Origin of the sequence: Methylobacterium sp. Leaf113 (assembly GCF_001423325.1) — a bacterium.
In the GTDB taxonomy this organism is placed as follows: Bacteria; Pseudomonadota; Alphaproteobacteria; order Rhizobiales; family Beijerinckiaceae; genus Methylobacterium.
This window is the reverse complement of the sequence record NZ_LMNJ01000023.1, coordinates 44,857-70,686: the sequence shown is the minus strand read 5'-3', so window position 1 is coordinate 70,686 and position 25,830 is coordinate 44,857. Positions and strand designations below refer to the sequence as shown.

The window sequence follows — 25,830 nt, the reverse complement described above, 5'->3', positions numbered from 1 at the left end:
CGGCGCGCTACCGGGCCCCAAGGATGGGTAGCCACAACGCCAGGGCCGCCAGGGTGACGAGCAGCACCGGCGGGGTGATGACCAGGCCGACCCGCATGTAGTGGCCCCAGGTGATGCGCTGGCCCTTGGTGTCGAGGACGTGGAGCCAGAGCAGGGTCGCCAGACTCCCGATGGGCGTGAACTTCGGGCCGAGGTCGCAGCCGATGACGTTGGCGTAGACCATGAGCTCGCGCATCAGCGGCGACAGGTCCGGGGCCTGCTGGATCGAAAGCGCACCTACGAGCACGCTCGGCATGTTGTTCATCACCGAGGAGAGGATGGCGGCGGCGAACCCGGTCCCGATGGTGGCGACGAACGGGCCAAAGCCCGAGAGCCAGACGAGCCCCTGCGCCAGGTAGTCGGTCAAGCCGGCGTTCTTCAGGCCGTATACCACGAGGTACATGCCGAGGCTGAACAGGACGATCTGCCAGGGAGCCCCGGTCAGGACCTTGCGAATGGGGATGACGCGGCTGCGGTTCGCCAACGCCAAGAGGACGAGCGCCCCCGCACAGGTGACCACCGAGACCGGCACGCCGAACGACGCGGTGACGAAATAGGCCACCAGCAGCAGGCCGAGGAGCGGGAAGGCCGCCTTGAAGACCAGCGGGTCCCGGATCGCCTGGCGCGGCGCCTCCAGTTCGGCCACCGGGTAGGTGGCGGGCAGGTCGCGCCGGTAGAACAGCCACAGCACCACCAGGGTCGCGGCCAGCGAGACGAGGTTCACCGGCACCATCACGGCGGCGTAGCGGCTGAACGAGATGTCGAAGAAGTTCGCCGAGACGATGTTGACCAGGTTCGAGATCACCAGCGGCAGGCTGGTCGAGTCCGCAACGAACCCGCAGGCGACGATGAAGGCCAGGGCGGCGGCCGGCTTGAAGTCCAGCCGGAGCAGGATGGCCAGCACGATGGGGGTGAGCAGCAGGGCCGCCCCGTCGTTGGCGAACACCGCCGCGATGGCCGCGCCGAGGAGCATCACCAGCGGGAACAGCAGGCGCCCCCGCCCGCCGCCCCAGCGGGCGATGTGGAGCGCCGCCCAGTGGAAGAAGCCGGCCTCGTCGAGGAGCAGCGAGATGATGATGAGGGCGACGAAGGTGAAGGTGGCGTCCCAGACGATGTGCCAGACCACCGGGATGTCCCCCAGGTGGATGACCCCCGTGGCAAGGGCCACGGCGGCCCCGATGAGGGCGCTCCACCCGATCCCGAACCCCTTCGGCTGCCAGATGACGAAGACGAGGGTGACCACGAAGATGGCGAGCGCGAGCATCGGGACCGTTTCTTGTTCTTGATTGCGTGAAGAGGCTCAGGCGGTGGCGACGCGGCGCCCGTGCTCGTCGACGACGCGCTCGCCGTCCTCCTTGACGAACTCGCCCTGCTGGGCCGGCAGGAGGTCCAGCACCGCTTCCGACGGACGGCAGAGTGCGACGCCCTTCCGGCTGACCACCAGGGGCCGGTTCAATAGGATCGGGTGCTCGGAGATGGCGTCCAGAAGCTGGTCATCCGTCAGGCTCGGGTCCGAGAGCCCGAGCTCGGCGTAGGGCGTCCCCTTCTCCCGCAGGAGGTCGCGCACGGTGATGCCGGCGCGCTCCGCGAGCTGGCGAACCAGGATGCTGTTCGGCGGTGTCTTCAGGTACTCGATGACGTGCGGCTCGATGCCGGCATTGCGGATGAGGGCCAGGGTGTTGCGGGACGTGCCGCAATCCGGGTTGTGGTAGATGACGACGTCCATCACGCGACCTCCGGACGGGGCGAGGTGGCGCCGGCCTGCTGGCCGATCTCGCGAACCTTGGACGTCAATGCGACCTGGTCGAGGCTCGCCACGGGCAGCGCAAGGAAGGCCGAGATCCTGTTCTTTAGGTAGCGTTGGGCGGTCACGAAGGCGGTCTTGCGCTCAATCTCGCTACCCTCGACCGCGGCGGGGTCCTCGATGCCCCAGTGCGCCGTCACCGGCTGGCCGGGCCAGAACGGGCAGGCCTCGCCGGCGGCGTTGTCACAGACCGTGAAGACGAAATCCATGACCGGCGCGTCTGCGCCGGCGAATGCGTCCCACGACTTCGAGCGAAGGCCCTCGGTAGGGTACTCGGACTCGCCCAGAACTTGGATCGCCATCGGGTTGACGTCGGGCTTGGGCTGGCTGCCGGCCGAGAACGCCCGGAAGCGTCCGTGGCCGTCCTTGGCCAGCATCGCCTCGGCGAGGATCGAGCGGGCCGAGTTGCCGGTGCAGAGGAACAGGACGTTGTAGACGCGGTCAGGCATGGCTGGTGTTTCCCGTGGGTAGGCAACAGGCGGACAGGGCCGCGACGGCGGGGGCGCAGACCTCGGGTCGGCCCTGGCAGCAATCGCGCATCAGGAACTGGATCAGGTCCGACAGGTCCGGGTAGGCGGCGCTGTAGATGATCGACCGGCCCTCTCGCCGGGAGGTGATCAGCCCGGAATGCGAGAGCTCCTTGAGGTGGAACGACAGGTTGGTCCCTGACACGCCGACCGCCTCGGCCAGCATGCCGGCCGCCATCCCTTCGGGGCCGGCGGTCACGAGTTGGCGCACGATGCGCAGGCGGTGCTCCTGGCCAAGGGCTGCAAAGGCAGCCACGGCTTGCCGTTCGTCCATCATGATGTCAATATCTCAATCATCATTGAAACGTAGAGGAACGAAGCGTCTTGGACAAGCCCCAACAGCCTTTCGCCGATGGATTGCCCAACCTCAGCGAGGGGCACTTCGTGGTGCCGACGGCGACCGACCTGCAGGTGCAGGCACCGTTCACCCACTCCCCACGCTTCCTGATCCTGTACGGCTCGCTCCGGGAGCGTTCCTTCAGCCGCTTCCTCGCGTACGAGGCGGCACGCCTTCTAGAGGCGATGGGCGGCGAGGTGCGGATCTACGACGCGCACGGGCTGCCGTTGCCAGACGACGCCACGGCCGATCACCCGAAGGTCCAGGAACTCCGGAACCTCTCGATCTGGTCGGAGGGGCACGTCTGGGTCAGCCCCGAACGCCACGGCGCTATGACCGGGGTGATCAAGAGCCAGATCGACTGGCTCCCCCTGTCGGAAGGGTCGGTGCGCCCGACGCAGGGGCGGACCCTGGCCGTGATGCAGGTCTCCGGCGGCTCCCAGTCATTCAACGCGGTCAACGGCCTGCGCGTGCTTGGGCGCTGGATGCGGATGATCACCATCCCGAACCAATCCTCGGTGCCGATGGCCTACAAGGAGTTCGACGACGCCGGCCGGATGAAGCCGGGGCCGCTCTACGACCGGGTCGTCGACGTCTGCGAGGAGCTGGTGAGGTTCACGCTCCTGACCCGGGAGCGAGCCGACCATCTCGTCGACCGGTACTCCGAGCGCAAGGAGCGCGAGCCTGAGCGCCTGAAGGCCGTGGCGGTCGACATAGGGTTCGTCAAATGACCTTCGTGACCCGACCGGAGTGGGCACCGACCCATCGTCAGCATGGCGGGGCGATGGCAGGGGACGCCGCCATCCTCGCCATGATCCGGCCCAGCGTGACCGGCCGCCAATCCCAGCAATCGACGCCGACGTCGAGGCTCGTCCGGGTGGCCGGAATGCCGCCGTGGGAGTGCCCGTAGACGTGCAGGTCGCCGTGCCATGCATGGGGCCACGTCACGTGCGCATAGTGGCTTGCCCAAAGGGCGACGCGCTTCGGCATGCCCGGATCCTGGACGAAGATCCTCTGGACGTCGACGACGGGGCCGGCCCATTCGAGGCGGTCACCGAGGCCGTGGTCGTGGTTGCCCCTGCAGAGGTACTTTCTTCCCTTGAGGCGAGCGAAGATGCCGGCGGCATGGTCGAGACTGCACTTGTAGGCGAAATCGCCGAGGTGCCAGACGATGTCATCCGGGCGCACCACGGCGTTCCAGGCCGCGACGATTGCCTCGTCATGCTCCTCGATGGAGGAAAACGGGCGCCGGTTTGCGAACCTCGGGGAGAGAATACCCTTGTGTCCGACGTGGCCGTCCGCAGTGAAGAACGTTCTCGGCATGATCGCCTCCGGCGGTACGGAGGCACGGCACGCGACACGGCACTCCGTGATTAACGGTAAAGGTGCGGCGTCTCGGTTTTCATCGTCGGTTCTCCTCGATGAGCGATGGATCGCAGCTCGGTCGGCATCGGGCAAGCACGCGAATTTCGGCGTCCACAGGCGCGACGGCATCCGTGGGCGCAACGTTTTCGAGGTGTCAGCATGGGGGCCCTGGCCCGCTGGAATTCCGATGCGCGCGCTGGGGCTGAAGAGCATTCTCCGGCCAGGGAATGCGACTCCGACCCTGTAGCGATAGCGGGTAGCGCTACCTGCTATCGCTACCGGGTCGGAAGGAATCTGTTAACCATCGCCAGCGGGTAGGCATCTAACCCCATTGGCGCGACGGGAGGGCCTAGCTCGGGCACACCCTGCGCGACGGATGTCGTGGAGGCGGTAGGGCTCGTCCCCACCCGGTAGGGATTGCCGTAGCTGTTCCTGGATGTGGGATGGCACTCGGGAGACCCCGGGGGGCCTGCCCGCCGCTCCGATGCGGAGGGTTGGGCGACCGCCATGTCGCTTGCCCCTCGCAAGACGGTCGCATTGGCCTGTTCGCATGGGACGTGCCTGCCCGCCGGGCTTGCCATCGAGCTGGGTCCAGGCTTTTGGTCGCCCGCAGGCCTCATGGTTTGCCGGCCAACTCGCAACCATGTTGTGTCGATCTCCGGGCTCCACATGGTGCTGGCCGCCGGCGTGGTGTTCTGGCTGGTGCGGGCCGGGCTGGCGATCGTGCCGTTCACCGCCCTGCACTGGCCCATCAAGAAGATCGCCGCCGGCATCGCCATGGTGGGGGTCACCGCCTATTGCGTGTTCTCCGGGTGGGACATCGCGGCCGAACGCTCGCTGATCATGACCCTGGTGATGCTCGGCGCGATTCTGGTCGATCGGCCGGCCCTCAGCATGCGCAACCTCGCGCTCGCCGCGCTGATCGCCCTGGCGCGGGAACCGGACGGGCTCCTCGGCCCCAGCTTCCAGATGTCCTTCGGCGCCGTTGCCGGGCTCATCGCCTGCGCACCGCTGATCGCCGGACAGGGCGGCCGGCGCGAGGGCGCCGGTCCCGTCACCCGCGCCGTCGCGTTCCTGATCGCCGCGATCGTCGGAACGCTGGCCACGACCCTCGTGGCGCAGATCGCCACCGCGCCCTTCGCGACCTATCATTTCCAGACGGTGCAGCCCTTCGGCCTCGTCGGCAATGCGCTCACCCTCCCGCTGGTCTCCCTGGCGGTGATGCCCGCGGCGGTGCTCGGCATCCTCGCCTATCCGTTCGCCCTGGATCAGCCGGTGTGGTGGGCGATGGGTCTGGCGGTGCGCGGAATGCTGTCGATCTCGACCTGGATCGCGGGCTTCGGACACGCCGTCGTGGTGGTGCCGGCCTTCGGGGCGGGGGCGTTGGGGCTGCTGGCGGCCGGCCTCCTCCTGCTCACCCTTCCGGCTTCGTCCCTGCGTTGGCTCGGGTTGATCCCGGCAGCGATCGGCATCGCCTTCGCGGCGTCGCCCGATCCCTTCGACATCTACGTCGATCGGGAAGGCACCGGGGCGGCGATCCGGGATCGCAGCGGACACCTCGCCACTCTGGGGCGTCCGCCGGCCTTCGTGCTCGAACAATGGCTGAAAGCGGATGGCGATGCCCGGAAGGCCGGCGCCGTCCCGGCCTTTCCGGACGCCCGGTGCGATGGCCTCGGCTGTACCCTGACCCTGCCGGATGGGCGCAGGGTCGCCCTCGTCACCGACAAGCGCGCCTTCCCGGAGGATTGCGCCCGGGCCGATATCCTGATCAGCCGCCAATCGGCCCCGCCGGGCTGCGCCGCGGCGTTCGTCCTCGACCGGACCTTCCTGGCGGCACACGGCGCGGCGGCCTTGCGCCTCACGCGCGAGGGCGCCCGCGTCGTTACGACCCGGCGCCCGGGAGAAGCCGTTCCCTGGCGACCCGTGGCACCTGCCAACACGGACGCACCGGCGCGTGCCGCACCGGACATCGTGCCGGCAGCGCCGATCGGGCGAGCAAAGGACGCACCAGGTTCGCCCGGCGAAGGGCCGGGCGAAGGAATTGGCGAAGGGACCGGCGAAGAGCCTCAGTAACGACGCACGAGACTGACGAGGCGCCCCTGGATCTGCACCCGATCAGGGCCGAGCACGCGGGTCTCGTAAGCCGGATTGGCGGCCTCGAGAGCGATGGACGATCCCCGTCGGCGCAGGCGCTTGAGGGTCGCTTCCTCGTCATCGATCAGGGCCACGATGATGTCCCCGGTATTCGCCGTGTCCTGCTTGCGGATCACCACGAGATCGCCGTCGAGAATGCCGGCCTCGATCATCGAATCGCCGCGCACCTCCAGGGCATAGTGCTCGCCACCCGCGAGAAAGTCCGGCGACATCGTCACCGAATGGCTCTGCTCCTGGATGGCCGAGATCGGCGTACCGGCCGCGATCCGCCCCATCACCGGGATCGTTACGGCCCGGCCGCTCTCGTCGGTCGCCTGGGTGGTCGGCAGGCGTGAGATGGAGGCGCCGGCCGGCACGCCCTTGCCCTTGCCGCCCTCGACCACGCTCGGGGTGAAGCGACGGACTTCCGCCGCAGGCGCGGTCCGCGCCGAGGCGGATTGACCGCCGAGGCTCTCGGGCATCCGGATCACCTCGATGGCGCGGGCCCGGTTCGGCAGACGCCGCAGAAAGCCCCGCTCCTCCAAGGCCGTGATCAGGCGGTGGATGCCCGATTTCGACTTCAGATCGAGGGCGTCCTTCATTTCGTCGAAGGACGGGGGAACGCCGCTCTCGCGCATCCGAAGCTGGATGAACTGGAGCAAATCCAGTTGCTTACGCGTCAACATGCGGAACACTCTTCGTTGGAGACATTGGCTGCGGCGGACGACCACAGAAACAAACCACGAACACGTTAAACGTTCCGCAAGTGTTCTGCAAGAGTTCCTTAAAAAAGGCGACATTCGTGCGCGGTGGCGCGCGTCCGATCCCAATTCAGGGCCGGTCGGGTTGGTCCGGTCACCGGTCACCAGAGCACCCGGACGCAACTCTGGCAATATCCGGATCGGGCGGAAAGGCCGCCAGAGCGCAGACCTTGCCCCGCGATCGAGGGCGCTCAGGTTTCGTGCGCGTCGGGCAGGCATGAATCGGGAAGGCATGAACCGGGAAGGCATGAACCGGGAAGGCGCGAACCGGGAAGGCGCGAACCGGGAAGGCGCGAACCGGGAAGGCGCGAACCGGGAAGGCGCGAACCGGGAAGGCGCGAACCGGGAAGGCGCGCGTTTCTCGACTCTGTCGCACCCGGATCGGCCGTTCTCCGCATTCCGCAAAGGCACGGCGCGATGCGATGGACGGTTCGCGTTACGAAGCATCATACACTGCAAGCCTTGCCTCTCATCTCTCCTTAACCAAGAGAAAACCCCGTCGTTGTGTCCTTTACTGCCTATAGATAGAGATTACCCTTATAGAAAAACGCCAGAACAACGACAAGGCCAAGCAAAAATGTCGAAAATCATTGCGTATTGGGACAGTGAAAGTTCCCGCAATGCCGCTGGCGGCCAAGCAGACCTCATCCTGGCGACGGCGCAAGGCGCGGCGGATGGCTGGGCGAAACACATCCAGGGCGACGCCGTAATCGAGATCGCCATCGCGATGGGCAATTTCGCCGGCGGAAATGTCCTGGCCAATGCCGGTCCCAGCTATGCCTGGGACGGCCAGGGATGGACCTTCGCCCCGATCCTCGAAGCGCGCGAGGGTTGGGATGGCAATGGAGGCGAGGCGGACGGCAAGGTCACCCTGGGCCAGGACAAGCTCGGCGATCTCTTCTTCGATCCGCAGGGACAAGCCGGTGTCCCGTCCAACAAGATCGACGCGTTCGGGCTGTTCCAGCATGAGATCGCCCATGCCATCGGGTTCATCGATTTCCAGCCGGCCTGGTATGAAAACGGATCGATGGTGTATTACGACGAGAATACAACCACGGTCCTGGGTGGCCCTGCCAAGCTCGACGATGCGCGGGCGCATGTCTCGGGCGTCGAAGATCTGATGGACCCCTATTCGCCCTGGGGATGGCGCCCGCAGATCTCGGATCTCGATCTCGCTCTCCTTCAGGACAAGGGCCTTCCGATCGCAACGGATCGCAAGGACCAGATCTGGCTCGGCAGCAAATCCGACACCTTCTCGGCCTTCGGCGGCGACGATTACGTCGAGGGCGGACGGGGCGACGATCACATCGACGGTGGGGCCGGCAAGGATTGGCTCTATGGCGGCGTCGGCAACGACACCCTTCTCGGGGGTGCGGGCGCCGACGGGCTCGATGGCGGCGAGGGCGATGACCTGCTCGAGGGCGGCACCGGCGCCGATCGCCTCTATGCCGGTCTCGGCGACGACAACCTGCGTGGCGACGCGGGGGATGACGTCCTGGAAGGTGGCGACGGCACCGACATCCTGAACGGTGGCGCCGGCGCCGATCTCATCATGGGCGGTCGCGGCGGCGACCGGGTTGCCGGCGGAGCCGGGGATGACACCTTCGTCATCACCTTCGGCGATCTGGAGACGAAGGGCATTCGCGACCTGATCGTCGATTTCCAGGGCGCGGGGCAATCGGGCGGCGATGTGATCCAGTTCAGCGGGTTCGCCGTCGCCTCGACCCTGGACCTCATCGGAACGTCCGGCAACGCGCGCGTCTACGAGGTTCACGACGCCGCGGGCGGGTCCCAGGGGCAGCTTCAGGTCAGCGCGGGTGGAGCCCTGGGCCCGTTGCTGACGCTGAACGACTTCCTGTTCGCCTGATCCGATGTCGCGGCGGCCTGCATCGGGCCGCCTCGAATGAGCCTCGCTCTTCGTTCCTCGCCTCGTCGCGGCCTTCAGGCCGGGGCAAGCGGAGCGCGGGCGCAGTCACCTCAAGCCGATCCGTCGCGATCGACGTGGAGAAACCCGATCGGGCCGGCCTGCCCTTGGTCGAAGATGCCGGCCGTGAGCTGCCGGCCATAGACGCAGGCGGTGTCGAGATTGGTCCGGTAGCGCTTCTGATCGGGAATTCCGGTCCGCTGCGGCGTATGCCCATGGACCACGTGCTTGCCGAAGTCGAAACCGGCGCCAAGAAAGGGCTGGCGAATCCAGAGGTGGTTGGCGACATCGGGATCCGGTCCGGTGCGCCCCGGACGGAAGCCGGCGTGAACGTAGTAGCGCAGGGCATCCTCGTGGAAGGTGGGGAGCGACGCCATCCAGCGCACCACCTCCGACGGAAGCGCGTCCGGCTCCGTGACGCCGAACGAGCGGAGCGTGGCATCGCCGCCATTGGCGAGCCAGACCGCCGCGTCCGCCGCATCGCGATACGCATCGATCATCATCCGCTCGTGGTTTCCCATGAGGCAGACGACGGCGTTCGGTGCCGAGGCCTGCAGGTGGCTCAGCATCGCGACGACCCGTGCGCTGTCGGGGCCGCGATCGACGTAGTCGCCGAGGCAGACGATGCGGGCGCTGCGGTCGCCCCGATGGGCGTTGATCCGTTCGAGCAGCCGCATCAGGGCATCGGCGCATCCGTGAATGTCGCCGATCGCGTAAGTCAGGTCGTTCATGGGGGTGTCGGGGCGCGGGGCGTGCGGAGTGGCTGGACTGAGCATCGCACCCGCATGGCAGGAATTCGGCGCCACGAAAATCCTCGACGCGCCCGGGCTGCCGCCGCACCGCTCGCCCGGTCGGGGCTCCTCAGGGGTTTGACCCGCCACCGTGAGCGGGGAATGCCGGGTCACGGCCGCGCACGGGTCGGATCGGGCTCCGGCGTGGGTCAGCGAAAGACCTGGATCATGGCGGGCGTCAGGATGACGACGAAGAGCACGGGCAGGAAGAACAGGATCATCGGCACGGTCAGCTTCGGCGGCAGGGCCGCCGCCTTCTTCTCGGCCTCGTTCATGCGCATGTCCCGGCTTTCCTGCGACAGCACGCGCAGGGCCTGGCCGACCGGGGTGCCGTAGCGCTCGGCCTGGATCAGCGCCGTCGTGACCGCCTTGATCTGGTCGAGGCCGATGCGGCTGGCGAGGTTCTCGAAGGCCATGCGCCGGTCCGGAAGGTAGGACAGCTCGGCGGTCAGCACCGCGAGTTCCTCGGCCAGAACGATGGACTGCCCGGAGACCTCGGCGCTGACGCGGCGAAAGGCGTGCTCCACCGACATGCCGGATTCGACGCAGATCAACGTGAGGTCGAGCGCATCCGGCCAGGCCGAGCGAATTTCCGTCTGGCGCTTGCTCGACGCGTTGTGAAGGTAGAGTTCCGGCGCCTTGATCCCGAAGAGAAGGACCGCGATCACGATCATCGCCCGGATCGCGAAGGGCTGGTCCAGAACCCCGAGCACAAACAGGTAGAAGATCGCCACCACCGCCAGAACGACCGGCGTCACGAGGCGGAAGAACAGGAAGGCGGTTTCGGCGCCCGGCGAGCGGTAGCCCGCCATCATCAGCTGCTTGCGGGCCGTCTCGGTCCCGAGCCAGCGATCGAGGCTGAACCGCTCCACCACCCGCTTCATGTAGGCTTTGGGCGCGACCCGCAGGGTGACCTTCGAGGACATCCGCTCGCGTTCGCGGCGGCGAATCTCCTCCCGCTCCTCGCCGATCAGCTTCATGCGCTTGCCCAGGCGGTCGGGCTCGATCATCGGCTGGAGCAGCGCGAAGGCGGTCGCCGCGGCGGCGACGCCGGCCAGGACCGTGCCGAGGAAGCGCGGCTCGGTGACCTTGGCGGCGATCAGGTCCAGCATGCGGTGTCTCCGTACGATCCCGCCGGGCGCGGATGGGGGTGAGCGGGGAGCCCGCGCGTGGAGCGCGGACGGCGGAGAGAGCGGGTCGGCGGCCTCATCAGACGTCGAAGTTGATCATCTTCTTCATCGTGAAGACCCCGATCGACATCCAGATCGCGGAGCCCACCAGCGCGAGCTTGCCGATATCGGTCCGCCACAGCAGCGAGATGTAGTCCGGGCTCGACAGGTAGGTCAGGGTGGCCACGATGAAGGGGAGGGCCGCGATGATGCCGCCGGAGGCCTTGGCCTCCATGCTCATCGCCTGGATCTTGCCGGCCATCTTCTTCCGCTCGCGCAGGACGCGGGACAGGTTGGCCAGGGCCTCCGAGAGGTTGCCGCCGGACTTGGCCTGGATGCTGATCACGATCGCGAAGAAGTTCACGTCGGAGACCGGCACGCGCTCATACATCTTCAGGAGGGCCTCCCCGAGCGAAACCCCGAGGGTCTGGGATTCCACCACCTGCCGGAACTCGCTGCGGATCGGTTCCTCGGCCTCGCGCGAGATGATCCGGAAGCAGTCGCCCACCGGGATGCCGGCGCGCACGCCGCGGGTGATGATGTCGATCGCGGTCGGAAGTTCCTTGATGAAGGCGGCGATCCGGCGCTTGCGCAGAAAGGTCAGAAGCCAGAGCGGCAGACCGAAGCCACCGGCGAACACGGCGCCGAGACCGGCCAGGGGGTTGCCGGTCGTGATGAAGATGGTCGCGCCGAAGACGAGCGCGATCCCGGCCGAGATCAGGTAATACTGGTTGCGGGACCAGGACAGGCCCGCGCGGGCGATCTTCAGCTCCAGGGTCACCTTGGTGCCCTCGCGCTTGGCCTCGACCTCCTTCAGGCTCTTCGCGACCTGATCCCGCCGGCTGACCGTCGCCGCACGGGCGCCCGGGGCCGCGACGACGCTCACGGTCCGGCGCCGCTCGGCGGAGCGCCGCTCGCCCGAGAGGTAGGGGGACACGAAGACATAGGCCAGTCCGCCGGCCGTCAGGGCCAGGAGACCGGAGGCGAGGACGAGGCCGCTGGCGTTCACGATCCGCTCCCGTCCTCTCCGGCCGCGTCCAGCGCGGCCGCCAGCGCCTCGTCCTCACCGTAATAGCGCGCGCGCTCCCAGAAGCGCGGGCGGCCGATGCCGGTGGAGCGATGGCGGCCGATCAGCTTGCCGTTCGCGTCCTCGCCCAGCACGTCGTAGAGGAAGAGGTCCTGGGTGATGATGACGTCACCCTCCAGGCCCAACACCTCGGTGATGTGGGTGATCCGGCGTGAGCCGTCCCGCAGGCGCGTCGCCTGCACGATCACGTCGATGGACCCGCAGATCATCTCGCGCAGAGTTCGCGACGGCAGGCTGAACCCGCCCATGGTGATCATCGATTCGATGCGCGCCAGGGCCTCGCGCGGCGAGTTGGCGTGCAGGGTGCCCATCGAGCCGTCATGGCCGGTATTCATGGCCTGGAGGAGGTCGAAGGCCTCCGGTCCGCGGACCTCGCCGACGATGATCCGCTCGGGGCGCATGCGCAGGCAGTTCTTGACCAGATCGCGCATGGTGACCTGACCCGACCCCTCCATGTTGGGCGGCCGGGTTTCCAGGCGGACGACGTGGGCCTGCTGCAATTGCAGCTCCGCCGCGTCCTCACAGGTGATGATGCGCTCATCGGCGTCGATGTAGCGGGTCAGGCAGTTCAGCAGCGTGGTCTTGCCCGAGCCGGTACCGCCCGAGATCACGACGTTGCAGCGGACGCGCCCGATGATCTGCAGGATGCGGGCGCCCTCGGGCGAGATCGCCCCGAAGGAGACGAGCTGATCGAGGGTCAGCTTGTCCTTCTTGAACTTTCGGATCGTCAGCACCGGCCCGTCGATGGCGAGCGGCGGCGCGATGATGTTGACGCGCGACCCGTCGGGGAGGCGCGCGTCGCAGATTGGGGAGGCTTCGTCGACGCGGCGGCCGACCTGACTCACGATCCGCTGACAGATGTTCATCAGCTGCTGGTTGTCGCGAAAGCGCACGTTGGTGAGCTGGATCTTGCCGCCGACTTCGATGAAGGCCCGGGTCGCCCCGTTGACCATGATGTCGGCGATGTCGTCGCGCGCCAGCAACGGCTCGAGCGGTCCATAGCCCAGCACGTCGTTGCAGATATCGTCGAGCAGTTCTTCCTGCTCGGCGATCGACAGGACGATGTTCTTGAGGCCGATGATCTCCGAGACGATGTCGCGGATTTCCTCGCGCGCCGATTCGGCATCCAGGCGCGAGAGCTGGGACAGATCGATGGCCTCGATCAGCGCCCCGAAGATCATGCTTTTCGTGCGGAAATAGTCCTCGGACTTCGAGGTCTCCTGGATCTGCACCGGCTCGGGCCGGCGGGGCGCCTCGGCTTTCGGGCGCAGGATCGAATCATCGTGGATCGGCAGGGAGACCGGCGCCTTCGCAAGGTCCGTCATCGGCCGCGGGGCCGGCACCGCAGCACTGCCCGATCGTCTACCGAACATGGCGCGGGCTCCTGGGTATCGGGTCCTTGGGGATCGGGTCCTTAAGGATCGGGTCCTTGGACGACAGATGGCGCATCAGGAGGCCTTGCGCCGGGCGAGCCGGGACAGCAGGGGCTCGAACAGGTTCGGACGCGCGCGCTTCAGCTCCGCCCGGCCGGTGATCGAGGCGGCGAGGGAAGAGAAGATTTCCGCCGCCTTCGAGCCGGCCTGCACCTCGCCGATCATCTGGCCGTTATTCGCGGCCGTTCCGAAGAGGGCCGCGTCGAACGGGATCGCGGCGCCGATCGTCGTATCGAGGGACTTGGCGAACTCCGCCAGGGCGATCTCCGGGCGCTTCGGAACGCCGACGCCGTTGAGGATGACCCGGGGCTTGCGGTCGTTCGGCCGGTTCTGCTTAAGCAGGGTGAGCAGGTTCTTGGTGTTGCGCAGGGCCGCGAGTTCCGGGCTGGCGACGATGATGATCTCGTCGGCGCTGATCATCAGGCGCCGCGACCAGGCGGTCCATTGATGCGGCACGTCGAGGACGACGCACGGCACCGCGGCCCGCAGAAGGTCGAGCAGGTGGTCGAACGCCGGCTCGCCCAGATCGGTGGTCCGGTCGAGGGTGGCCGGCGCTGCCAGCAGGGACAGCCGGTCGCTGCACTTCGAGAGGAGGCGGTCGAGAAGAATCGAATCGAGACGGTCCGGGGCGAACACCGCCTCGGCGATGCCCTGGGGCGGGTCCTGGTTGAAGTTCAGGCTCGCCGTGCCGAAGGCGATGTCCAGATCGGCGATGACGGTGGCGGTGTCCTGCTCGCGGGCGATCGTCCAGGCGAGGTTGTGGGCGAGGGTGGACACGCCGACGCCACCCTTGGCGCCGACGACGGCGACCGTCCGCCCCACCGGCTTGGCACCCGGAGCGGTGAAGAGGTCCGAGATGGCCTGGATCAGATCGATCGGGCGCACGGGCGCCATCAGGTATTCGCTGACGCCGCGCTGGATGAACTGCCGATAGAGCGCCACGTCGTTGACGTGGCCGATGACCACGACCTTCGTTCCCTCGTCACAGACCTCCGCCAGTGAATCGAGGTACTCGAGCGGGCGCGATTTCATGCCCTGGGTTTCGATGACGATGACGTTCGGCGTCGGCGCGTGGCGGTAGGCTTCGACGGCGGCGGCGCCGCCCCCCATCTGAACCTTGATGTGCGCCTTGTTCATGCGTCGATCCAAGCCGACCGATTCGACCAGGGTCGCACTCTCCTGCGTCTCGCAGAACGCCTGGATCGTGATGCGGGGCACGGGGGCGATGATGCGCTCGGACGTCTCGTTCAGATCCGTCATGAGGGTGGTTCCGGTTCAGGTTGGTGCAGAGGCGGGAGCGAAGGCGGATGACGTGATGAGCGACGTGGCGGGTAACTTAGAGGGTGGCGCCGGGCCACCCGCCCCTTGCGGTTATTGCGAGACCTGCGACTTGACCGAGGTCTTCCCATCCTGACGCCATTCGATTGACGGATCCTTGCCGTCCCGGATCTTGCCGATGTCGTTGGTCCGCCGGATGGTGTCGATGCGCCCCTCGGGCCGGGCCCGGACGAGGTCGACGGGGTCTGCGACCTGGGCGGCGAAGTTCGACTGCGAGGCGCACCCGAAATTCCAGTAGGTTTCGTTGCGTCCGTTGAAGGGCGCATCGCCGACGCCGAGATCCTGCGGCCAGGTCCCGCATTGGCTGGCAACCTTCGCCTCCATGCGCTGGAAGCTGAGACGCAGGGGCGAGGCGAGGTTCGGGTTGGCCACGGCGTAGTGGGAGATCACGATCTGCCGGCCCGGGACGCCGCCATCCGCGCCCATCCGGCGCAGGGCCGCTGCCGTCCGCTCGACCGCCGCCCCCTGGGCCGGGGCGATGCCGCCCGGCAGGTCGAGCACCAGAGTCCCCCGGCCGTAGCGCCGAAACTCGAGCAAGAACGCATCGACGTCGGCGGCCTGGCGCGGATCGAGATGGCCGGTTCCGGTGACGAAGACGTCGAGGGTGCGGACCCCCTCGGTGAGGGCGATGGGGTGCCGGGCGCGGTAATCGACCGGATAGAGCGAGCCCGTGGTCGCCACCGGATTGGCGCGGCAGGCTCCGAGCAGCGCGGCAAGACCCGCGATCGCCGCGAGAGCCATCGGGGTACGGGGGGACGAGTGGGACATCGGGGTCGGATCCTGCTGATGCCGGGGCCGCGGCGCTGTGGGTTTCGGACGCGGAGATTCTGAGAAGATCTCGAAGCGGGACTGTGAGCCCGTGCGGCGCGGGCCTAGTCGGTGATGAAGCCGACGCGGCCGCGATAGGCGGTGCCGAGGGGCTTCGCGCCCGCGACGCCGTAGAGCCGGTTGAAGCGCCCGAGCAGGATCGCCTGCGCGTCCTGCGCATCGACGAAGCCGTCATCCGGGCGGGCGATCTGGCGCGGCTCCATCGGCTTGGCGATGTAGGGGGTGACCATGATCATCAGTTCCGTCTCCTGGCGCTGGTAATCGCGCGAGCGGAACAGGGCGCCGATGATGGGGAGGTTGACCAAGCCCGGCAGGCCGGTGATCGCGGCCTTATTGCGCTGCTGGATCAGGCCGGCGGTCATCATGGTGGCGCCGGAGGCGAGCTCGATGGTGGTTTCCGACTTGCGGACGGTGAAGCCCGGCACCGCCGTCGTTGTACCGGTGAAGTTGAGGTTCAGGGCGTTCTGCTGGTCGATCTCGGTCACCTGGGTTCCGACCCGCACCGAGATCTTGTTCTCCGCCAGGACGACGGGGGTGAAGTTCAGGCTGACGCCGTAATCCTTGTAGGACAGGCTGGGGACGCAGGACTGGATCGTGCTGGTCCCGATGGTGGTGCAGCTCAGGTTGGACGGCACCGGGATCTGCCCGCCGGCGGTGAAGGTGGCGGATTCGCCGGAAATCGCCGTCAGCGTGGGCTCGGCCAGGACGCGGGAGACGCCGGCCTGCTCGAAGGCCCGCAGGGTGGCGGTCAGGTTCGCGCCGCCGGCGCCGTTGATCGTGCCGGACAGCAGGTTGCCGTTGGGGAACTGGCCGCCGTTGATGGCGAGGGGTGTCGTGTTGGCGAGGTTGAGACCGGACCATCCGCCGCTCAGGTTGACGCCGAACTGCTTCAGCACCGTCCGCGAGACCTCGACCACCGTGACGCGCAGCATCACCTGATCCTTGCCGCGGATCGTCAGGTTGTTGATGACGGCCCCGCGTGCGGCTGGTCCGGTACCCGAGATGCCCACGAAGGCATTGGCGATGTCGAGGGCCTGCGCCGCCTCCGAGGCCGAGTTGACCGTGCCGGTCAGGACGACCGAATCGCCCGCGGCCCGGACATCGAAGCGTCCCCCGGCGATGCTCTGGTTCAGCGTCTGACGCAGGACGTTGAGGTCGCGCGCGACCGTGACGTCAAGGGCGGTGATCTGCCGGCCCTCGGCGTCCATGATGAAGATCGAGGTCGCGCCGTTCTCCATCCCGATGATGAACACCTTGCGGGTCGAGCGGACGACCGCGTTGGCGACCTTCGGATTGGCGACGAAGACCTCCTTGGCGTCGCGCGGGAGGTCGACGACCAGCGAGCGGCCCATGGTGAGATCGACCCGGCGCGAGGTCGCCGTCTCGTTGCCGCCGACCGCCAGAACGGGGGCGGCCGTCAGACCGCCCGATGGTTGAGCGACGCTCGGCGTCGGCACCGACAGGGCGAGAAGCCCGGCCAGGATTCCAGCCTGAATTCGGGAACGGCCCGCGGCTGGCTGGGGAATGAGGGTCATCGACGCTTCCTCGATCATGGTGCGGGCGCCGATCTCAGCGTCGCGACTGCTGCTTCGCGACGCCGAACCGCACCACGGTCAGGGCCGTCTCGGGGCGTCCATCGACGTTCGCGTCGGCGGAGCGGCCGCTATCCACGAGGCTGCGGAGGGACAGCGACAATTGCCCGACCTTCTGCGCCAGGGTCACGGTCTCGGCCTGGCCCGGGGTCAGCGCCAGGGTCGCGGTCTGGCCGGTGACGACGGTGTTGCCGTTCTTTTCCTGCACCACCTGCCCGATGGCGAGGACGCGGACATCCTGGAGCAGGGTTTCGGACAGCTGCGTGTCGGTGGTCCCGCGCGCGGAATCCTCGTCGCGATAGGTCCGGATGATGTCCACGTGATCGTTCGGCAGGATGAACCCGCCGGCGGTGTTGCTGCCCGCTGTGTCGATGTTGATCGCCACCGCGCGCATCCCGGTCGGCAGGATCGCCGCCATGAACCCGCCATCGGAGCGGGCGAGCTTCTGCGGCCGGATCGGTTCGCCGGCGAGGAAACTCGACCGGGCGATGGAGCCGACGATCTCCTCCATGCCCTTCGGGGCGTTCTCGCGGGTGATGTAGCCCGTGGTGACGGCCTCGCTCGGCCAGGGCTGCCAGCGCAGGTCAGGCGCCTGGATATTCTGGCCCATGGGAAGCTCGGCGGCCGCGACGAGCACGTCGGTCATGGCGACGACGGGAGGCGGAACGACGGCCGCCGGCTGCACCGCCGGTTGATCGTCCCCACTGATCAACAATGCCGCTCCGCCACCTGCCAAGAGGGCAATGGCAAGGACGGCTAGTCTGGCTGGTTTCATCGCCGAACTCGACCCCGGAACGGCAGGACGCCGTATTGGTCGAGAATGGCCCGCCATTCCTCAAATTACGGTTAACAAGTGGTAATTTCAGCTAAGCCTTTTGCTTGGCCTATTGGGACCGATCAGGCCGGCAGCATCCGCAGCCAGATCGCGGTATCGGGCAGCACGATCAGGGCCGACAGCGCCAGGGCGATGCCGTAGGGGACACCGGTTTTGGCGTCGTGCAGATGCAGCGCGAAAGGCAGCCGGGCGACCGCAAACGGAAGCGGATGCGCCCGGATCGCCAGTAGGCCCAGCGTCAGTGCCCCCCCGGCCAGCGACGCGATGATGAGATAGTCGCCAAGCTGATCGAAGCCGATCCACAGCGCCGTGGCGGCGACGAGCTTGGCATCGCCACCGCCGATATAGCCGAGGGCAAACAGCGTGAAGGTGACCGCGAGCGCTGCCAATCCGGCGCCGAGGTGCCACGCGACGACGTCCCACCCCAATCCACCGGAAACGGCGAAGGCCGCGAAGGCGACGACCAGGGCGATCGAGACGGTGTTGGGGATCAGCATCGTCAGCAGGTCCCTGACAGCGGCATAGGCCATCAGAAACGGGAAGACGACGAGGAGACTGATGCTGGTCATCATGTTGGCATCCCGGGCAGTTCGATCGAGGTGCGGCACAGATCGCCGGAGGCCTCCGGCATCGACCGGCCCGGCACGATCATGGCCCCGAAACCTTTAGCCGTTCCTCAACGGAGCGAGGAGCATTGCGGGTTGTCCGCAATGCTCCTCGAAACCACCGGCGTGCAAGATATCAGGTATCTCTGAGGAGTTCGGCGACTTATCGCTGCCGGACACGTCCGGCCTGTGCTCGGCGATTAAGATGTCTTCAGGTTGTCCGCGACCTTCTGCAGGGTCGTGGTCAGCTTGGTACCGACGGAGGTCAGCACGGTGATGATCGCAACGGCGATCAGCGAGGCGATCAGGCCGTACTCGATGGCGGTGGCGCCGGACTCGTCGGCTGCGAAACGCTTGAGGATGGACGACATGGCAAAGTTCCCCTGGAAGTAGCTGTGCCGGTCACGCTCTCAGCGTCATCCTCGGCCACGGACTCACTATGCCCAGACCCTCTTGCGATAGCGTTAAATCGGCCGGTGAAACTGGCACCCGGCTGGGCGGTTCTCACCATGGTGAAACAATCCTTAAGGCAATAGGGTGGCCTTTCGACATTTGCTTTGTTCGAATACACCTCGACTACAACCCGCCAGTGCTTCACAAAATCGAGACAAATCCACCTTGGACACCCTGAGCTTTCGACATTGCTGTCGAACGGTAATTTATGGGTTTGTTTACCGTGTCCGTGGTTGATATCGGCTCACTCGCGGCGATGGGGTCCGTCCTCGGACGCGGAGAACGATCACGACATGCGTCGTGCCATCAGGTCCGAGTGAGCATCCGATGCCGCTGTCCATGAACCCCACCCAGATCCCTGTCCGGTGCATCACCGCGCTACTGGTCGCGGCTTACGGGATCTTCGTCTGCGGCGACGCCCGAGCCCAGGACGCGGTCGCGGTTCCGACCGTGGTGGCAGTCTCGGTCGACAACGCCAAGGTCATGCGTCTTCCGGAGAAGACCCAGATGGTGATCGTCGGGAACCCGATGGTCGCCGACGTGGCACTCCAGAAGAACGGCGTCCTCATCCTGACCGGCAAGAGCTTCGGCAGCACCAACCTGATCGCCCTCGATGCCGCCGGGACCATGCTGGCCGAATCCACGATCAGCGTTCAGGCGCCGCAGGCCTCCGTGATCACGGTGCAGCGGGGTCTGGAGCGCGAATCCTATTCCTGCACCCCGAACTGTCAGCCCTCGATCCAGCTCGGGGACGCCACCAAGTTCTACGGGGAAGTCAGCAGTCAGGCCGAGTCGCGCCGCAACATGGCCACGGGCGCGGCCGCAGCCGGAAGCCGGTAGGCGGCCGCTCAGCGGATGAGCGGATGCCGACCGAGCGCCTCGCGCGCCGCTAGGCGAAACCCGTCCAACCCTTCGACCGTGGCCTCGAGGCCGGCGCGCCGGTCGGCCACATACCGCAGAGCGCCGGCAACCACCCGTTCCGAATAGGGCTTGGCGATCACGCCGACCGCGCCGGCGAAGTCGTCCGGGATGCGCTTGGCGTTCGCCGTCATGAACACCACCGTCGTGTGGGGATCGGCGCTGAGAGCCCGGGCGACGTCCACTCCGGTCGGGCCATCGACGAGATGGATGTCGACGAAGGCCACGTCGGGAGCCGTCGACTGCCCCAGCGCGATCGCCTCCACCGAACTCCCCGCCACCCCGACGATGACATGACCGAGATCGTCGAGAAGGCACTCGAGTTCGAGGGCGATCAGCGCCTCGTCCTCGACGACGAGGATGCGGAGGGGGATATCGGTCATCGGGAGGCCCAATCCGGCTCGGCGGCGCGATCGGACATCACGCTCTGCAGCGAGATGGCATCCAGGGGCACGGTGATCTCCACACGGGTGCCGGGCGAGACGTCGCTCCAGGCAATCACCCCGCGCAGCTGGCGCACCACCATCTCCACCAGGGACCGGCCGAAGCCGGCGGGATTCGGCGTCCCACTGGCCATGCCGATCCCATCGTCCTCGATCAGCATGCGCAGGCCGCCCGCGCTGCGCTGCGCCGTGATCATGATCCGACCCGGCCGGCTACCCGGAAAGGCGTGGCGCACGGCGTTGGTCGCAAGCTCGTGCATCATCAGCGCGAGGGGCGCCGCCATGGCGGCCGAGACCGCGATCGAGTCGATCTCCGCACTCACGGCGGTGCGGTCGGTGTCGAGACCGGCGACGAGTTCCGAGACGAAATCCTCCGCGAATTCCCGAAGGTCGAACTTCGTCACGTCGCCGGTGGAGTAGAGCATCCGGTGGACCGTCGACAGGGCGCCGATGCGCTCGGCCATCCCCTGCAGCGCGTCGCGGGCTTCGCCCTGCGGCGTGCGCCGTGCCTTCAGCAGCATCAGCGACGAGATCACCTGGAGGTTGTTCTTGACGCGATGGTCGACCTCGTGGAGCAGCGCCGTCTTCTGTTCCAACGCGGCCCTGAGGTCGGCCGTCTGCTCGCCGACGCGCCGCTCGAGTTCGTCGTGGGCATCCCTCATCGCGACTTCGTGACGGTGCTTGCCCGTCATGTCGGCCTGGGCCGAATAGAAATGCACGATCCGGCCGGTCTCGTCATGGACCGGCGCGACGGTCATCCCGTTCCAGAACGAGGACCCGTCCTTGCGGTAATTGACGAGTTCGACCTCGAGCGGGCGACCGGCCGTCACGGCCTCGCGCAAGCGCCTGATCGCACGCGGATCGGTTTCGGGCCCCTGCAGCATCCGGCAGTTCCGGCCATCGATCTCGTCCCACTCGTACCCGGTCAGGGCCAGGAACGCGTCGTTCGCCCAGACGATGGGATTATCCGCCTGTCGCGGATCGGTGAGGACCATGGGCGTCGGACTCGCGGTGAAGGCCGCCACGAACGCGCCCGCATTGACTCCGAGACCGCGTGCCCTGGTGACCGGCGTTTCCCTATGCGTCATGATCGGCTTCAGCCAAGACGAAACACCCGTTGTAGACCTGGACGCCGATCCGTCGCACGTCCCCACGCAGACGAACCCAGACTTGAACTGCCGGGATGCCCCGCCGTCAACACCTGGATCGCTGAACCCCCGGAGGGCTGGCAGACCGCTAACAGGAAGATGCGAGACCTCGCGTTAAGAATTCGGAAGGCATGTTGTGGACGGTAATCGGCCGTAAACGGCCGACATCCTCGTCGCCGGCCCGACGATCGGGCCGGCGACGAGGCCTGCTCAGTATGCGGGCATCAAGCCGTTCGGACCTCAGGAGTTCCATGTCATGGCTCAAAGCGACGTGCGGGGTGCTCGGAGCCGCCTTCGCCTGAAGGACATCATCGAGGACCCGCGCATCCTGCTGATGCTGGCCCTGGGCTTCTCCTCGGGGTTGCCGCTGCTGCTGGTGCTCGGCACCTTCTCGACACGGCTCGCCTATTCCAACGTGGACATCAAGGCCATCGGCCTGTTCAGCTACCTGGCGCTTCCCTACACCCTGAAGTTCTTCTGGGCGCCGATCATCGACCGGTTCGACGTTCCCGTCCTGAGCCGCGCCCTCGGGCGGCGGCGTGCCTGGATGATCGCGAGTCAGTGTGCCGTGGCCCTGGCGCTGACGCTGATGGCCTTCGCCGATCCGGGCACCAGCCTCGCGCTGCTCGGCCTCGGGGCATTCCTCGTCGCCTTCTGTGCCGCGACGCAGGACGTGGTGATCGACGGCTGGCGCATCGACGCCGCCGGCACCGACCTGCAGGGCGTGATGGCCGCGACCTCGAACCTCGGCTACCGCCTTGCCCTGATGTCGGCCGGAGCCGGCGCCCTGTTCATCGCCAGCGCCTACGGCTGGCCCGTGGCCTACCTGTCGATGGCGGCCCTGATGGGCGTTGGCATGATCGCGGCCCTGCTGGCACCGGCCTACGACCGCGCCGTCACGACCACGGCGGCTCCCCTCAAGGTCTGGACCTTCCGGGGCGCGGTCCTCGAACCGCTGACGGAGCTGCACACCCGGTTCGGCGCCAGTCTGTGGGCCGTCCTGCTGCTCGTCGCCTTCTATCGCCTGCCGGACTTCATCTCCGGCGTGATGGCGAGCCCCCTGTACCGGGAGGTGGGGTTCAGTCTGGTGGAGATCGGCGCCGTCTCGAAGCTCTACGGCATCTGGATCGGCATCGCCGGCGCCTTCGTGGGCGGGTGGGCGATGACCCGGTTCGGGCTGTTTCCCACCCTCGTGGTCGGGGCTTTCCTGGGCGCAGCCTCCAACCTCGCCTTCTCGTGGCTCTCCTTCGGCGGCCCCGAGGTATGGCGCCTGACGGCGGCGATCTCGATCGACAATTTCTGCGGCTCCTTCGCCGGCATGGCGCTGATCGCCTACATGTCGAGCCTGACCGCGCCGGGCTTCGCCGCCACGCAATACGCCCTGTTCTCCTCGCTCTACGCGCTGCCGGGCAAGCTCATCGCCGGAAGCTCCGGTTTCATCGTCTCGGCCTACGGCTACCCGGTGTTCTTCGCCTTCACGGCCGCCGTCGGCATTCCTGTGGTGATCCTATGCCTCCTCGTCGGTCGCGCCGGCGAGCGCAAAGCCGCCGCCGCGGCCGCCACGGCTCGCGATCCCGTCCGCCCGGAGGCCGCGGCCGGCGACGAGATCGGCGGGAACCAACTCCGAGGCCCCGAGCTTGCTTCCACCGGCACCGACCAACCTGGGACGGGTCGTCCCGAACGTCCCCGCCCGGCACACGGATGAGACCGCAGACGTGAGCAACATCAAACTCGTCGACGACAACACCACCGCACCCGCCATCGCCCCCGGCGCACCGCCGCTCAGCGACGCCGACCGCGCAGCCCTGCGCCGGGCGGTCGAGGCCCTGGAGAAACCCGGCCTCGCCGCCCGCCTCTCGGGGATCGCCGGCGCGCCCCTCGACTTCATCGGACGGGCGCTGCCCGCACCGGTGACCGACGCGGTGTCGCAGGCGACCGAGAGTGCGATGCGGGCCTCCCTCAAGGTCGCGCTGGCGACGCTTCCGGCGCACGTTGCGGCGGGCCGGGAGGGTCCGCTGGCGGCGAGCGCCGAAGCCCTTCTCGAAGGTCCGGTCGCCGAGCCGTCCGTCGCGATGCGCACGGTGACGCGTCTCGCCAAGTACCTTCCGTCGAGCACGTTCGGCCACAAGGCCATGGCGGCGGCCTCGGGTGCGGTCGGCGGCGCCTTCGGCCTCGCCACCCTGGCGGTGGAACTGCCCCTCTCGACCACCCTGATGCTGCGGTCGATCGCCCAGATCGCCCAGGAGGAGGGCGAGGACCTGAGCGACCCGGAAAACGCGCTCGCCTGCGTGCAGGTCTTCGCCCTCGGCGGACGCGAGGCCGCCGGAAGCGCGCTCACCGAGAGCGGCTACTTCGCGGTCCGCGCCGCGCTCGCCAAGACCATGGTGGAAGCCGCCCGCTACGCCGGCAACCGTGCGCTGCTCGACGAGGCGGCCCCGGCCCTGATCCGGTTCTCAACCCAGATCGCCGCGCGCTTCGGCCTCGTCGTCTCGCAGAAGGTGGCGGCCCAGGCCGTGCCGATCCTGGGGGCCTTCGGCGGCGCAGCCGTGAACGCCGCATTCATGGACCATTTCCAGTCCACCGCCCGCGCCCACTTCACCGTGCGGCGCCTGGAGCGGATCTACGGAGCCGCTCCGGTGCGCGCCGCCTACGAGTCGGAGAAGGCGATGCTGGGGGTGTGACCCGGGCTTACGCCCGGGGGTAGCGCCGTGTCAGCAGGGCGTGGACCAGACGCGCCGTCTGGACCTCGCCCCCCTCCGGGCGTCCCGGCTTGGTCGACGGATTCCAGCCGTAGAGATCGAAATGGACATGCGCCCGCGTCGCGGGCGCGAAGCGGCGCAGGAAGAGAGCGGCGGTGATCGCCCCGGCGAAGGGGCCGCCGGACACGTTGTTCAAGTCCGCGATCTTGGAATCGAGCAGGCTCGCGTAGGGCTTGTGCAGCGGCAGGCGCCAGACCGGATCGGCCACCGCCGCTCCAGCCTCGGCTACGGATTGCGCCAACGCCTCGTCCTCAGTGAAGAAGGCGGGCAGGTCGGGGCCGAGCGCCGTCCGGGCCGCCCCCGTCAGGGTCGCGAAGTCGATCAGCAGGTCGGGCTTCTCCGCATCGGCCAGCGCCAGCGCATCGGCCAGGATGAGGCGGCCCTCGGCGTCGGTGTTGCCGATCTCGACCGTGAGGCCGGCGCGGCTGCGGATCACGTCCCCCGGTCGAAACGCGGTTCCCGACACGGCATTCTCGACGGCCGGGATGATCAGGCGCAGGCGCAGGTTCAGCCCGGACCCCATCACCATCTCGGCGGCCGCGAGCGCGGCGGCACTGCCGCCCATGTCCTTCTTCATCAGCAGCATGGCGCTCGACGGCTTGATGTCGAGGCCGCCGGTGTCGAAGGCGACGCCCTTGCCCACCAGGGTGACCCGAGGCGCATCGACCGGCCCCCAGGTCAGGTCGATCAGGCGCGGCGCGCGCGGCGACGAGGCGCCGACGACGTGCACGAGGGGGAAGTCCCGCGCCAGATCCTCTCCCGTCACCACCGTAACGGCGGCGCCGTGCCGGTCCGCGACGGCGCGGATCGCGGCCTCGATCTCGGCCGGGCCGAGGTCGTTGGCGGGAGTGTTCACGAGGTCGCGGCCACGGGCCACGGCCTCGGCGATGCGTGTCACCGCCTCGGCGTCGACGCCCTCGGACACCGCGAGGGCAGGGCGCTCGGCACTCGCAGCCCGGTAGCGTCCGAAGCGGTAGCTCCCGAGCAGCCAGGCCAGGGTCGCACCCTGCACGTCGAAGCCACGCAGCTCGGAGCCCTGCCCGTCGGAGTTCTGCACGTCGGAGGCCTGCACGTCGGAGTTCTGCACGTCGGAGCCACGCAGCTCGGAGCCCTGCACGTCGGAGTTCTGCGTCGGGCTGAACCGGTAGGTGCCGGGGGGCAGGAGGCCGGGGAGCTTGCCTGCGAGAAGTGGGTCCGCATCGTCACCGAGGCCGAAGAGAACCGCGGCCACTCGACCCTCCGCATCGGGGAGGAGGGCCAGGCACCCGGCCTTCGGGCTGAAGTCGGTCGCGCGCGCATAGGCCGCCTGCGGGGCGGGGAGCGCCGCCTCGATCCCGGGCCAGGATTCCCGGGTGACGCAGGTGATCGGCACGGCATCGGCGGCCTCGCGGACGAGGCGGGACAGGGTCTGGCTCATGGCTCTCGCACAGGCAGGAAACGGACCGCCGGGGGATTAACGGCGGGTTAGGGTTAACGCTCTATCACCGGCTCTACGGCGGCGCGAAGCGTTCCGCCGGTCACGTTCAGACCCGAGGGGTCGT

At 67.8% G+C, this 25,830-nt stretch carries 24 protein-coding genes and 1 pseudogene; 6 read left to right on the top strand and 19 right to left on the bottom strand.

What is annotated here, in order from left to right:
• Nucleotides 1–7 precede the first annotated feature (7 nt).
• From ASF60_RS14315 to ASF60_RS14300, 4 genes are read right to left on the bottom strand one after another with little or no spacing between them, the layout of a single operon-like run.
• Nucleotides 8–1,303, bottom strand: a complete 1,296-nt coding sequence (locus ASF60_RS14315) for an arsenic transporter (protein ID WP_056186018.1) — start codon at nt 1,301–1,303, stop codon at nt 8–10.
• Between the two features lie 36 nt (nt 1,304–1,339).
• Nucleotides 1,340–1,765 (bottom strand): arsenate reductase (glutaredoxin), encoded by a 426-nt coding sequence (gene arsC, locus ASF60_RS14310; protein WP_056186016.1) that lies wholly within the window; start codon nt 1,763–1,765, stop codon nt 1,340–1,342.
• Nucleotides 1,765–2,292 carry an arsenate reductase ArsC gene (locus ASF60_RS14305; protein ID WP_056186012.1) on the bottom strand — a complete coding sequence of 176 codons (528 nt, stop codon included), beginning with the start codon at nt 2,290–2,292 and terminating at the stop codon, nt 1,765–1,767. Before ASF60_RS14305 ends, arsC begins: the two co-directional genes overlap by 1 nt.
• The gene (locus ASF60_RS14300; RefSeq protein ID WP_056186591.1) at nt 2,285–2,644 is read right to left on the bottom strand and encodes an ArsR/SmtB family transcription factor; all 360 of its coding nucleotides are present in this window, start codon (nt 2,642–2,644) and stop codon (nt 2,285–2,287) included. The genes ASF60_RS14305 and ASF60_RS14300 overlap by 8 nt, the downstream gene beginning before the upstream one ends.
• Nucleotides 2,645–2,694: 50 nt before the next feature.
• Between ASF60_RS14300 and arsH the strand changes: the two genes are divergently transcribed.
• On the top strand, nt 2,695–3,438 hold the full coding sequence (gene arsH, locus ASF60_RS14295) for an arsenical resistance protein ArsH (protein WP_056186010.1): 744 nt from the start codon (nt 2,695–2,697) through the stop codon (nt 3,436–3,438).
• A gap of 37 nt (nt 3,439–3,475) precedes the next feature.
• Here the strand turns inward: arsH and ASF60_RS14290 are convergent, their stop codons facing one another.
• Complete coding sequence (locus ASF60_RS14290; protein WP_056186008.1) at nt 3,476–4,030, bottom strand: metallophosphoesterase; 555 nt, start codon at nt 4,028–4,030, stop codon at nt 3,476–3,478.
• Between the two features lie 684 nt (nt 4,031–4,714).
• Between ASF60_RS14290 and ASF60_RS14285 the strand changes: the two are divergent.
• Nucleotides 4,715–6,145: pseudogene (locus tag ASF60_RS14285) on the top strand (ComEC/Rec2 family competence protein); the annotation flags it as partial.
• On the opposite strand, the gene lexA reads toward ASF60_RS14285, so the two are convergent.
• Nucleotides 6,139–6,891, bottom strand: coding sequence for a transcriptional repressor LexA (gene lexA / locus ASF60_RS14280; RefSeq protein ID WP_056186006.1), 753 nt, complete (start codon nt 6,889–6,891; stop codon nt 6,139–6,141). The pseudogene ASF60_RS14285 and the gene lexA sit on opposite strands and share 7 nt — an antisense overlap.
• Nucleotides 6,892–7,198: 307 nt before the next feature.
• Here lexA and ASF60_RS14275 point away from each other — a divergent pair, with 307 nt between their 5' ends.
• A complete protein-coding gene (locus ASF60_RS14275; protein ID WP_200940970.1) occupies nt 7,199–8,833 on the top strand; it encodes a calcium-binding protein in 1,635 nt (544 codons plus the stop codon).
• A 110-nt stretch (nt 8,834–8,943) separates the two neighbouring features.
• Here ASF60_RS14275 and ASF60_RS14270 read toward each other — a convergent pair whose 3' ends face one another.
• The 10 genes from ASF60_RS14270 to ASF60_RS23770 form a co-directional block, all read right to left on the bottom strand.
• Nucleotides 8,944–9,621, bottom strand: coding sequence for a metallophosphoesterase family protein (locus ASF60_RS14270; RefSeq protein ID WP_056186000.1), 678 nt, complete (start codon nt 9,619–9,621; stop codon nt 8,944–8,946).
• A gap of 209 nt (nt 9,622–9,830) precedes the next feature.
• A complete protein-coding gene (locus tag ASF60_RS14265) occupies nt 9,831–10,793 on the bottom strand; it encodes a type II secretion system F family protein (RefSeq protein ID WP_056185996.1) in 963 nt (320 codons plus the stop codon).
• Between the two features lie 97 nt (nt 10,794–10,890).
• Entirely contained in the window at nt 10,891–11,859 is a 969-nt protein-coding gene (locus tag ASF60_RS14260; protein ID WP_056185992.1) for a type II secretion system F family protein, read from the bottom strand.
• Nucleotides 11,856–13,310, bottom strand: coding sequence for a CpaF family protein (locus ASF60_RS14255; RefSeq protein ID WP_056185990.1), 1,455 nt, complete (start codon nt 13,308–13,310; stop codon nt 11,856–11,858). Before ASF60_RS14255 ends, ASF60_RS14260 begins: the two co-directional genes overlap by 4 nt.
• Nucleotides 13,311–13,385: 75 nt before the next feature.
• On the bottom strand, nt 13,386–14,630 hold the full coding sequence (locus ASF60_RS14250) for an AAA family ATPase (RefSeq protein ID WP_056185988.1): 1,245 nt from the start codon (nt 14,628–14,630) through the stop codon (nt 13,386–13,388).
• 111 nt (nt 14,631–14,741) lie between these two features.
• Nucleotides 14,742–15,476: a CpaD family pilus assembly protein gene (locus ASF60_RS14245; RefSeq protein ID WP_056185985.1), complete on the bottom strand. Its 735-nt coding sequence runs from the start codon at nt 15,474–15,476 to the stop codon at nt 14,742–14,744.
• A 104-nt stretch (nt 15,477–15,580) separates the two neighbouring features.
• Nucleotides 15,581–17,071 (bottom strand): type II and III secretion system protein family protein, encoded by a 1,491-nt coding sequence (locus tag ASF60_RS14240; protein WP_056186589.1) that lies wholly within the window; start codon nt 17,069–17,071, stop codon nt 15,581–15,583.
• A 34-nt stretch (nt 17,072–17,105) separates the two neighbouring features.
• A complete protein-coding gene (gene cpaB, locus ASF60_RS14235; RefSeq protein ID WP_056185982.1) occupies nt 17,106–17,903 on the bottom strand; it encodes a Flp pilus assembly protein CpaB in 798 nt (265 codons plus the stop codon).
• A 122-nt stretch (nt 17,904–18,025) separates the two neighbouring features.
• The gene (locus ASF60_RS14230; RefSeq protein WP_056186586.1) at nt 18,026–18,532 is read right to left on the bottom strand and encodes an A24 family peptidase; all 507 of its coding nucleotides are present in this window, start codon (nt 18,530–18,532) and stop codon (nt 18,026–18,028) included.
• A gap of 236 nt (nt 18,533–18,768) precedes the next feature.
• A complete protein-coding gene (locus tag ASF60_RS23770) occupies nt 18,769–18,939 on the bottom strand; it encodes a Flp family type IVb pilin (RefSeq protein WP_082503638.1) in 171 nt (56 codons plus the stop codon).
• A gap of 421 nt (nt 18,940–19,360) precedes the next feature.
• On the opposite strand from ASF60_RS23770, the gene ASF60_RS14225 reads away from it, so the two are divergent.
• Nucleotides 19,361–19,861 (top strand): pilus assembly protein N-terminal domain-containing protein, encoded by a 501-nt coding sequence (locus ASF60_RS14225; protein WP_156375921.1) that lies wholly within the window; start codon nt 19,361–19,363, stop codon nt 19,859–19,861.
• A gap of 8 nt (nt 19,862–19,869) precedes the next feature.
• Here ASF60_RS14225 and ASF60_RS14220 read toward each other — a convergent pair whose 3' ends face one another.
• Together ASF60_RS14220 and ASF60_RS14215 are read right to left on the bottom strand one after the other, a co-directional pair.
• On the bottom strand, nt 19,870–20,322 hold the full coding sequence (locus ASF60_RS14220) for a response regulator (protein ID WP_056185976.1): 453 nt from the start codon (nt 20,320–20,322) through the stop codon (nt 19,870–19,872).
• A complete protein-coding gene (locus ASF60_RS14215) occupies nt 20,319–21,470 on the bottom strand; it encodes a PAS domain-containing protein (RefSeq protein WP_056185974.1) in 1,152 nt (383 codons plus the stop codon). The genes ASF60_RS14220 and ASF60_RS14215 overlap by 4 nt, the downstream gene beginning before the upstream one ends.
• Nucleotides 21,471–21,786: 316 nt before the next feature.
• Between ASF60_RS14215 and ASF60_RS14210 the strand changes: the two genes are divergently transcribed.
• Together ASF60_RS14210 and ASF60_RS14205 are read left to right on the top strand one after the other, a co-directional pair.
• A complete protein-coding gene (locus tag ASF60_RS14210) occupies nt 21,787–23,235 on the top strand; it encodes an AmpG family muropeptide MFS transporter (protein WP_056185971.1) in 1,449 nt (482 codons plus the stop codon).
• 19 nt (nt 23,236–23,254) lie between these two features.
• Nucleotides 23,255–24,211 (top strand): EcsC family protein, encoded by a 957-nt coding sequence (locus ASF60_RS14205; protein ID WP_244478444.1) that lies wholly within the window; start codon nt 23,255–23,257, stop codon nt 24,209–24,211.
• 7 nt (nt 24,212–24,218) lie between these two features.
• On the opposite strand, the gene ASF60_RS14200 is transcribed toward ASF60_RS14205, so the two are convergent.
• Nucleotides 24,219–25,706, bottom strand: coding sequence for a leucyl aminopeptidase family protein (locus ASF60_RS14200; RefSeq protein WP_056185963.1), 1,488 nt, complete (start codon nt 25,704–25,706; stop codon nt 24,219–24,221).
• Nucleotides 25,707–25,830: the final 124 nt, after the last annotated feature.

Excerpts from the sequence above, each read along its gene's own strand:
- ASF60_RS23770 (WP_082503638.1), bottom strand. The coding sequence starts at position 18,939 with ATGTCGTCCATCCTCAAGCGTTTCGCAGCCGACGAGTCCGGCGCCACC.
- ASF60_RS14300 (WP_056186591.1), bottom strand. The coding sequence starts at position 2,644 with ATGGACGAACGGCAAGCCGTGGCTGCCTTTGCAGCCCTTGGCCAGGAG.
- ASF60_RS14305 (WP_056186012.1), bottom strand. The coding sequence starts at position 2,292 with ATGCCTGACCGCGTCTACAACGTCCTGTTCCTCTGCACCGGCAACTCG.
- ASF60_RS14265 (WP_056185996.1), bottom strand. The coding sequence starts at position 10,793 with ATGCTGGACCTGATCGCCGCCAAGGTCACCGAGCCGCGCTTCCTCGGC.
- ASF60_RS14225 (WP_156375921.1), top strand. The coding sequence starts at position 19,361 with ATGAACCCCACCCAGATCCCTGTCCGGTGCATCACCGCGCTACTGGTC.
- cpaB (WP_056185982.1), bottom strand. The coding sequence starts at position 17,903 with ATGAAACCAGCCAGACTAGCCGTCCTTGCCATTGCCCTCTTGGCAGGT.
- ASF60_RS14270 (WP_056186000.1), bottom strand. The coding sequence starts at position 9,621 with ATGAACGACCTGACTTACGCGATCGGCGACATTCACGGATGCGCCGAT.
- ASF60_RS14215 (WP_056185974.1), bottom strand. The coding sequence starts at position 21,470 with ATGACGCATAGGGAAACGCCGGTCACCAGGGCACGCGGTCTCGGAGTC.
- lexA (WP_056186006.1), bottom strand. The coding sequence starts at position 6,891 with ATGTTGACGCGTAAGCAACTGGATTTGCTCCAGTTCATCCAGCTTCGG.
- ASF60_RS14220 (WP_056185976.1), bottom strand. The coding sequence starts at position 20,322 with ATGACCGATATCCCCCTCCGCATCCTCGTCGTCGAGGACGAGGCGCTG.
- ASF60_RS14200 (WP_056185963.1), bottom strand. The coding sequence starts at position 25,706 with ATGAGCCAGACCCTGTCCCGCCTCGTCCGCGAGGCCGCCGATGCCGTG.
- arsC (WP_056186016.1), bottom strand. The coding sequence starts at position 1,765 with ATGGACGTCGTCATCTACCACAACCCGGATTGCGGCACGTCCCGCAAC.
- ASF60_RS14240 (WP_056186589.1), bottom strand. The coding sequence starts at position 17,071 with ATGACCCTCATTCCCCAGCCAGCCGCGGGCCGTTCCCGAATTCAGGCT.
- ASF60_RS14290 (WP_056186008.1), bottom strand. The coding sequence starts at position 4,030 with ATGCCGAGAACGTTCTTCACTGCGGACGGCCACGTCGGACACAAGGGT.
- ASF60_RS14210 (WP_056185971.1), top strand. The coding sequence starts at position 21,787 with ATGGCTCAAAGCGACGTGCGGGGTGCTCGGAGCCGCCTTCGCCTGAAG.
- ASF60_RS14250 (WP_056185988.1), bottom strand. The coding sequence starts at position 14,630 with ATGACGGATCTGAACGAGACGTCCGAGCGCATCATCGCCCCCGTGCCC.
- ASF60_RS14315 (WP_056186018.1), bottom strand. The coding sequence starts at position 1,303 with ATGCTCGCGCTCGCCATCTTCGTGGTCACCCTCGTCTTCGTCATCTGG.
- ASF60_RS14255 (WP_056185990.1), bottom strand. The coding sequence starts at position 13,310 with ATGTTCGGTAGACGATCGGGCAGTGCTGCGGTGCCGGCCCCGCGGCCG.
- ASF60_RS14245 (WP_056185985.1), bottom strand. The coding sequence starts at position 15,476 with ATGTCCCACTCGTCCCCCCGTACCCCGATGGCTCTCGCGGCGATCGCG.
- ASF60_RS14275 (WP_200940970.1), top strand. The coding sequence starts at position 7,199 with ATGAACCGGGAAGGCATGAACCGGGAAGGCGCGAACCGGGAAGGCGCG.
- ASF60_RS14230 (WP_056186586.1), bottom strand. The coding sequence starts at position 18,532 with ATGACCAGCATCAGTCTCCTCGTCGTCTTCCCGTTTCTGATGGCCTAT.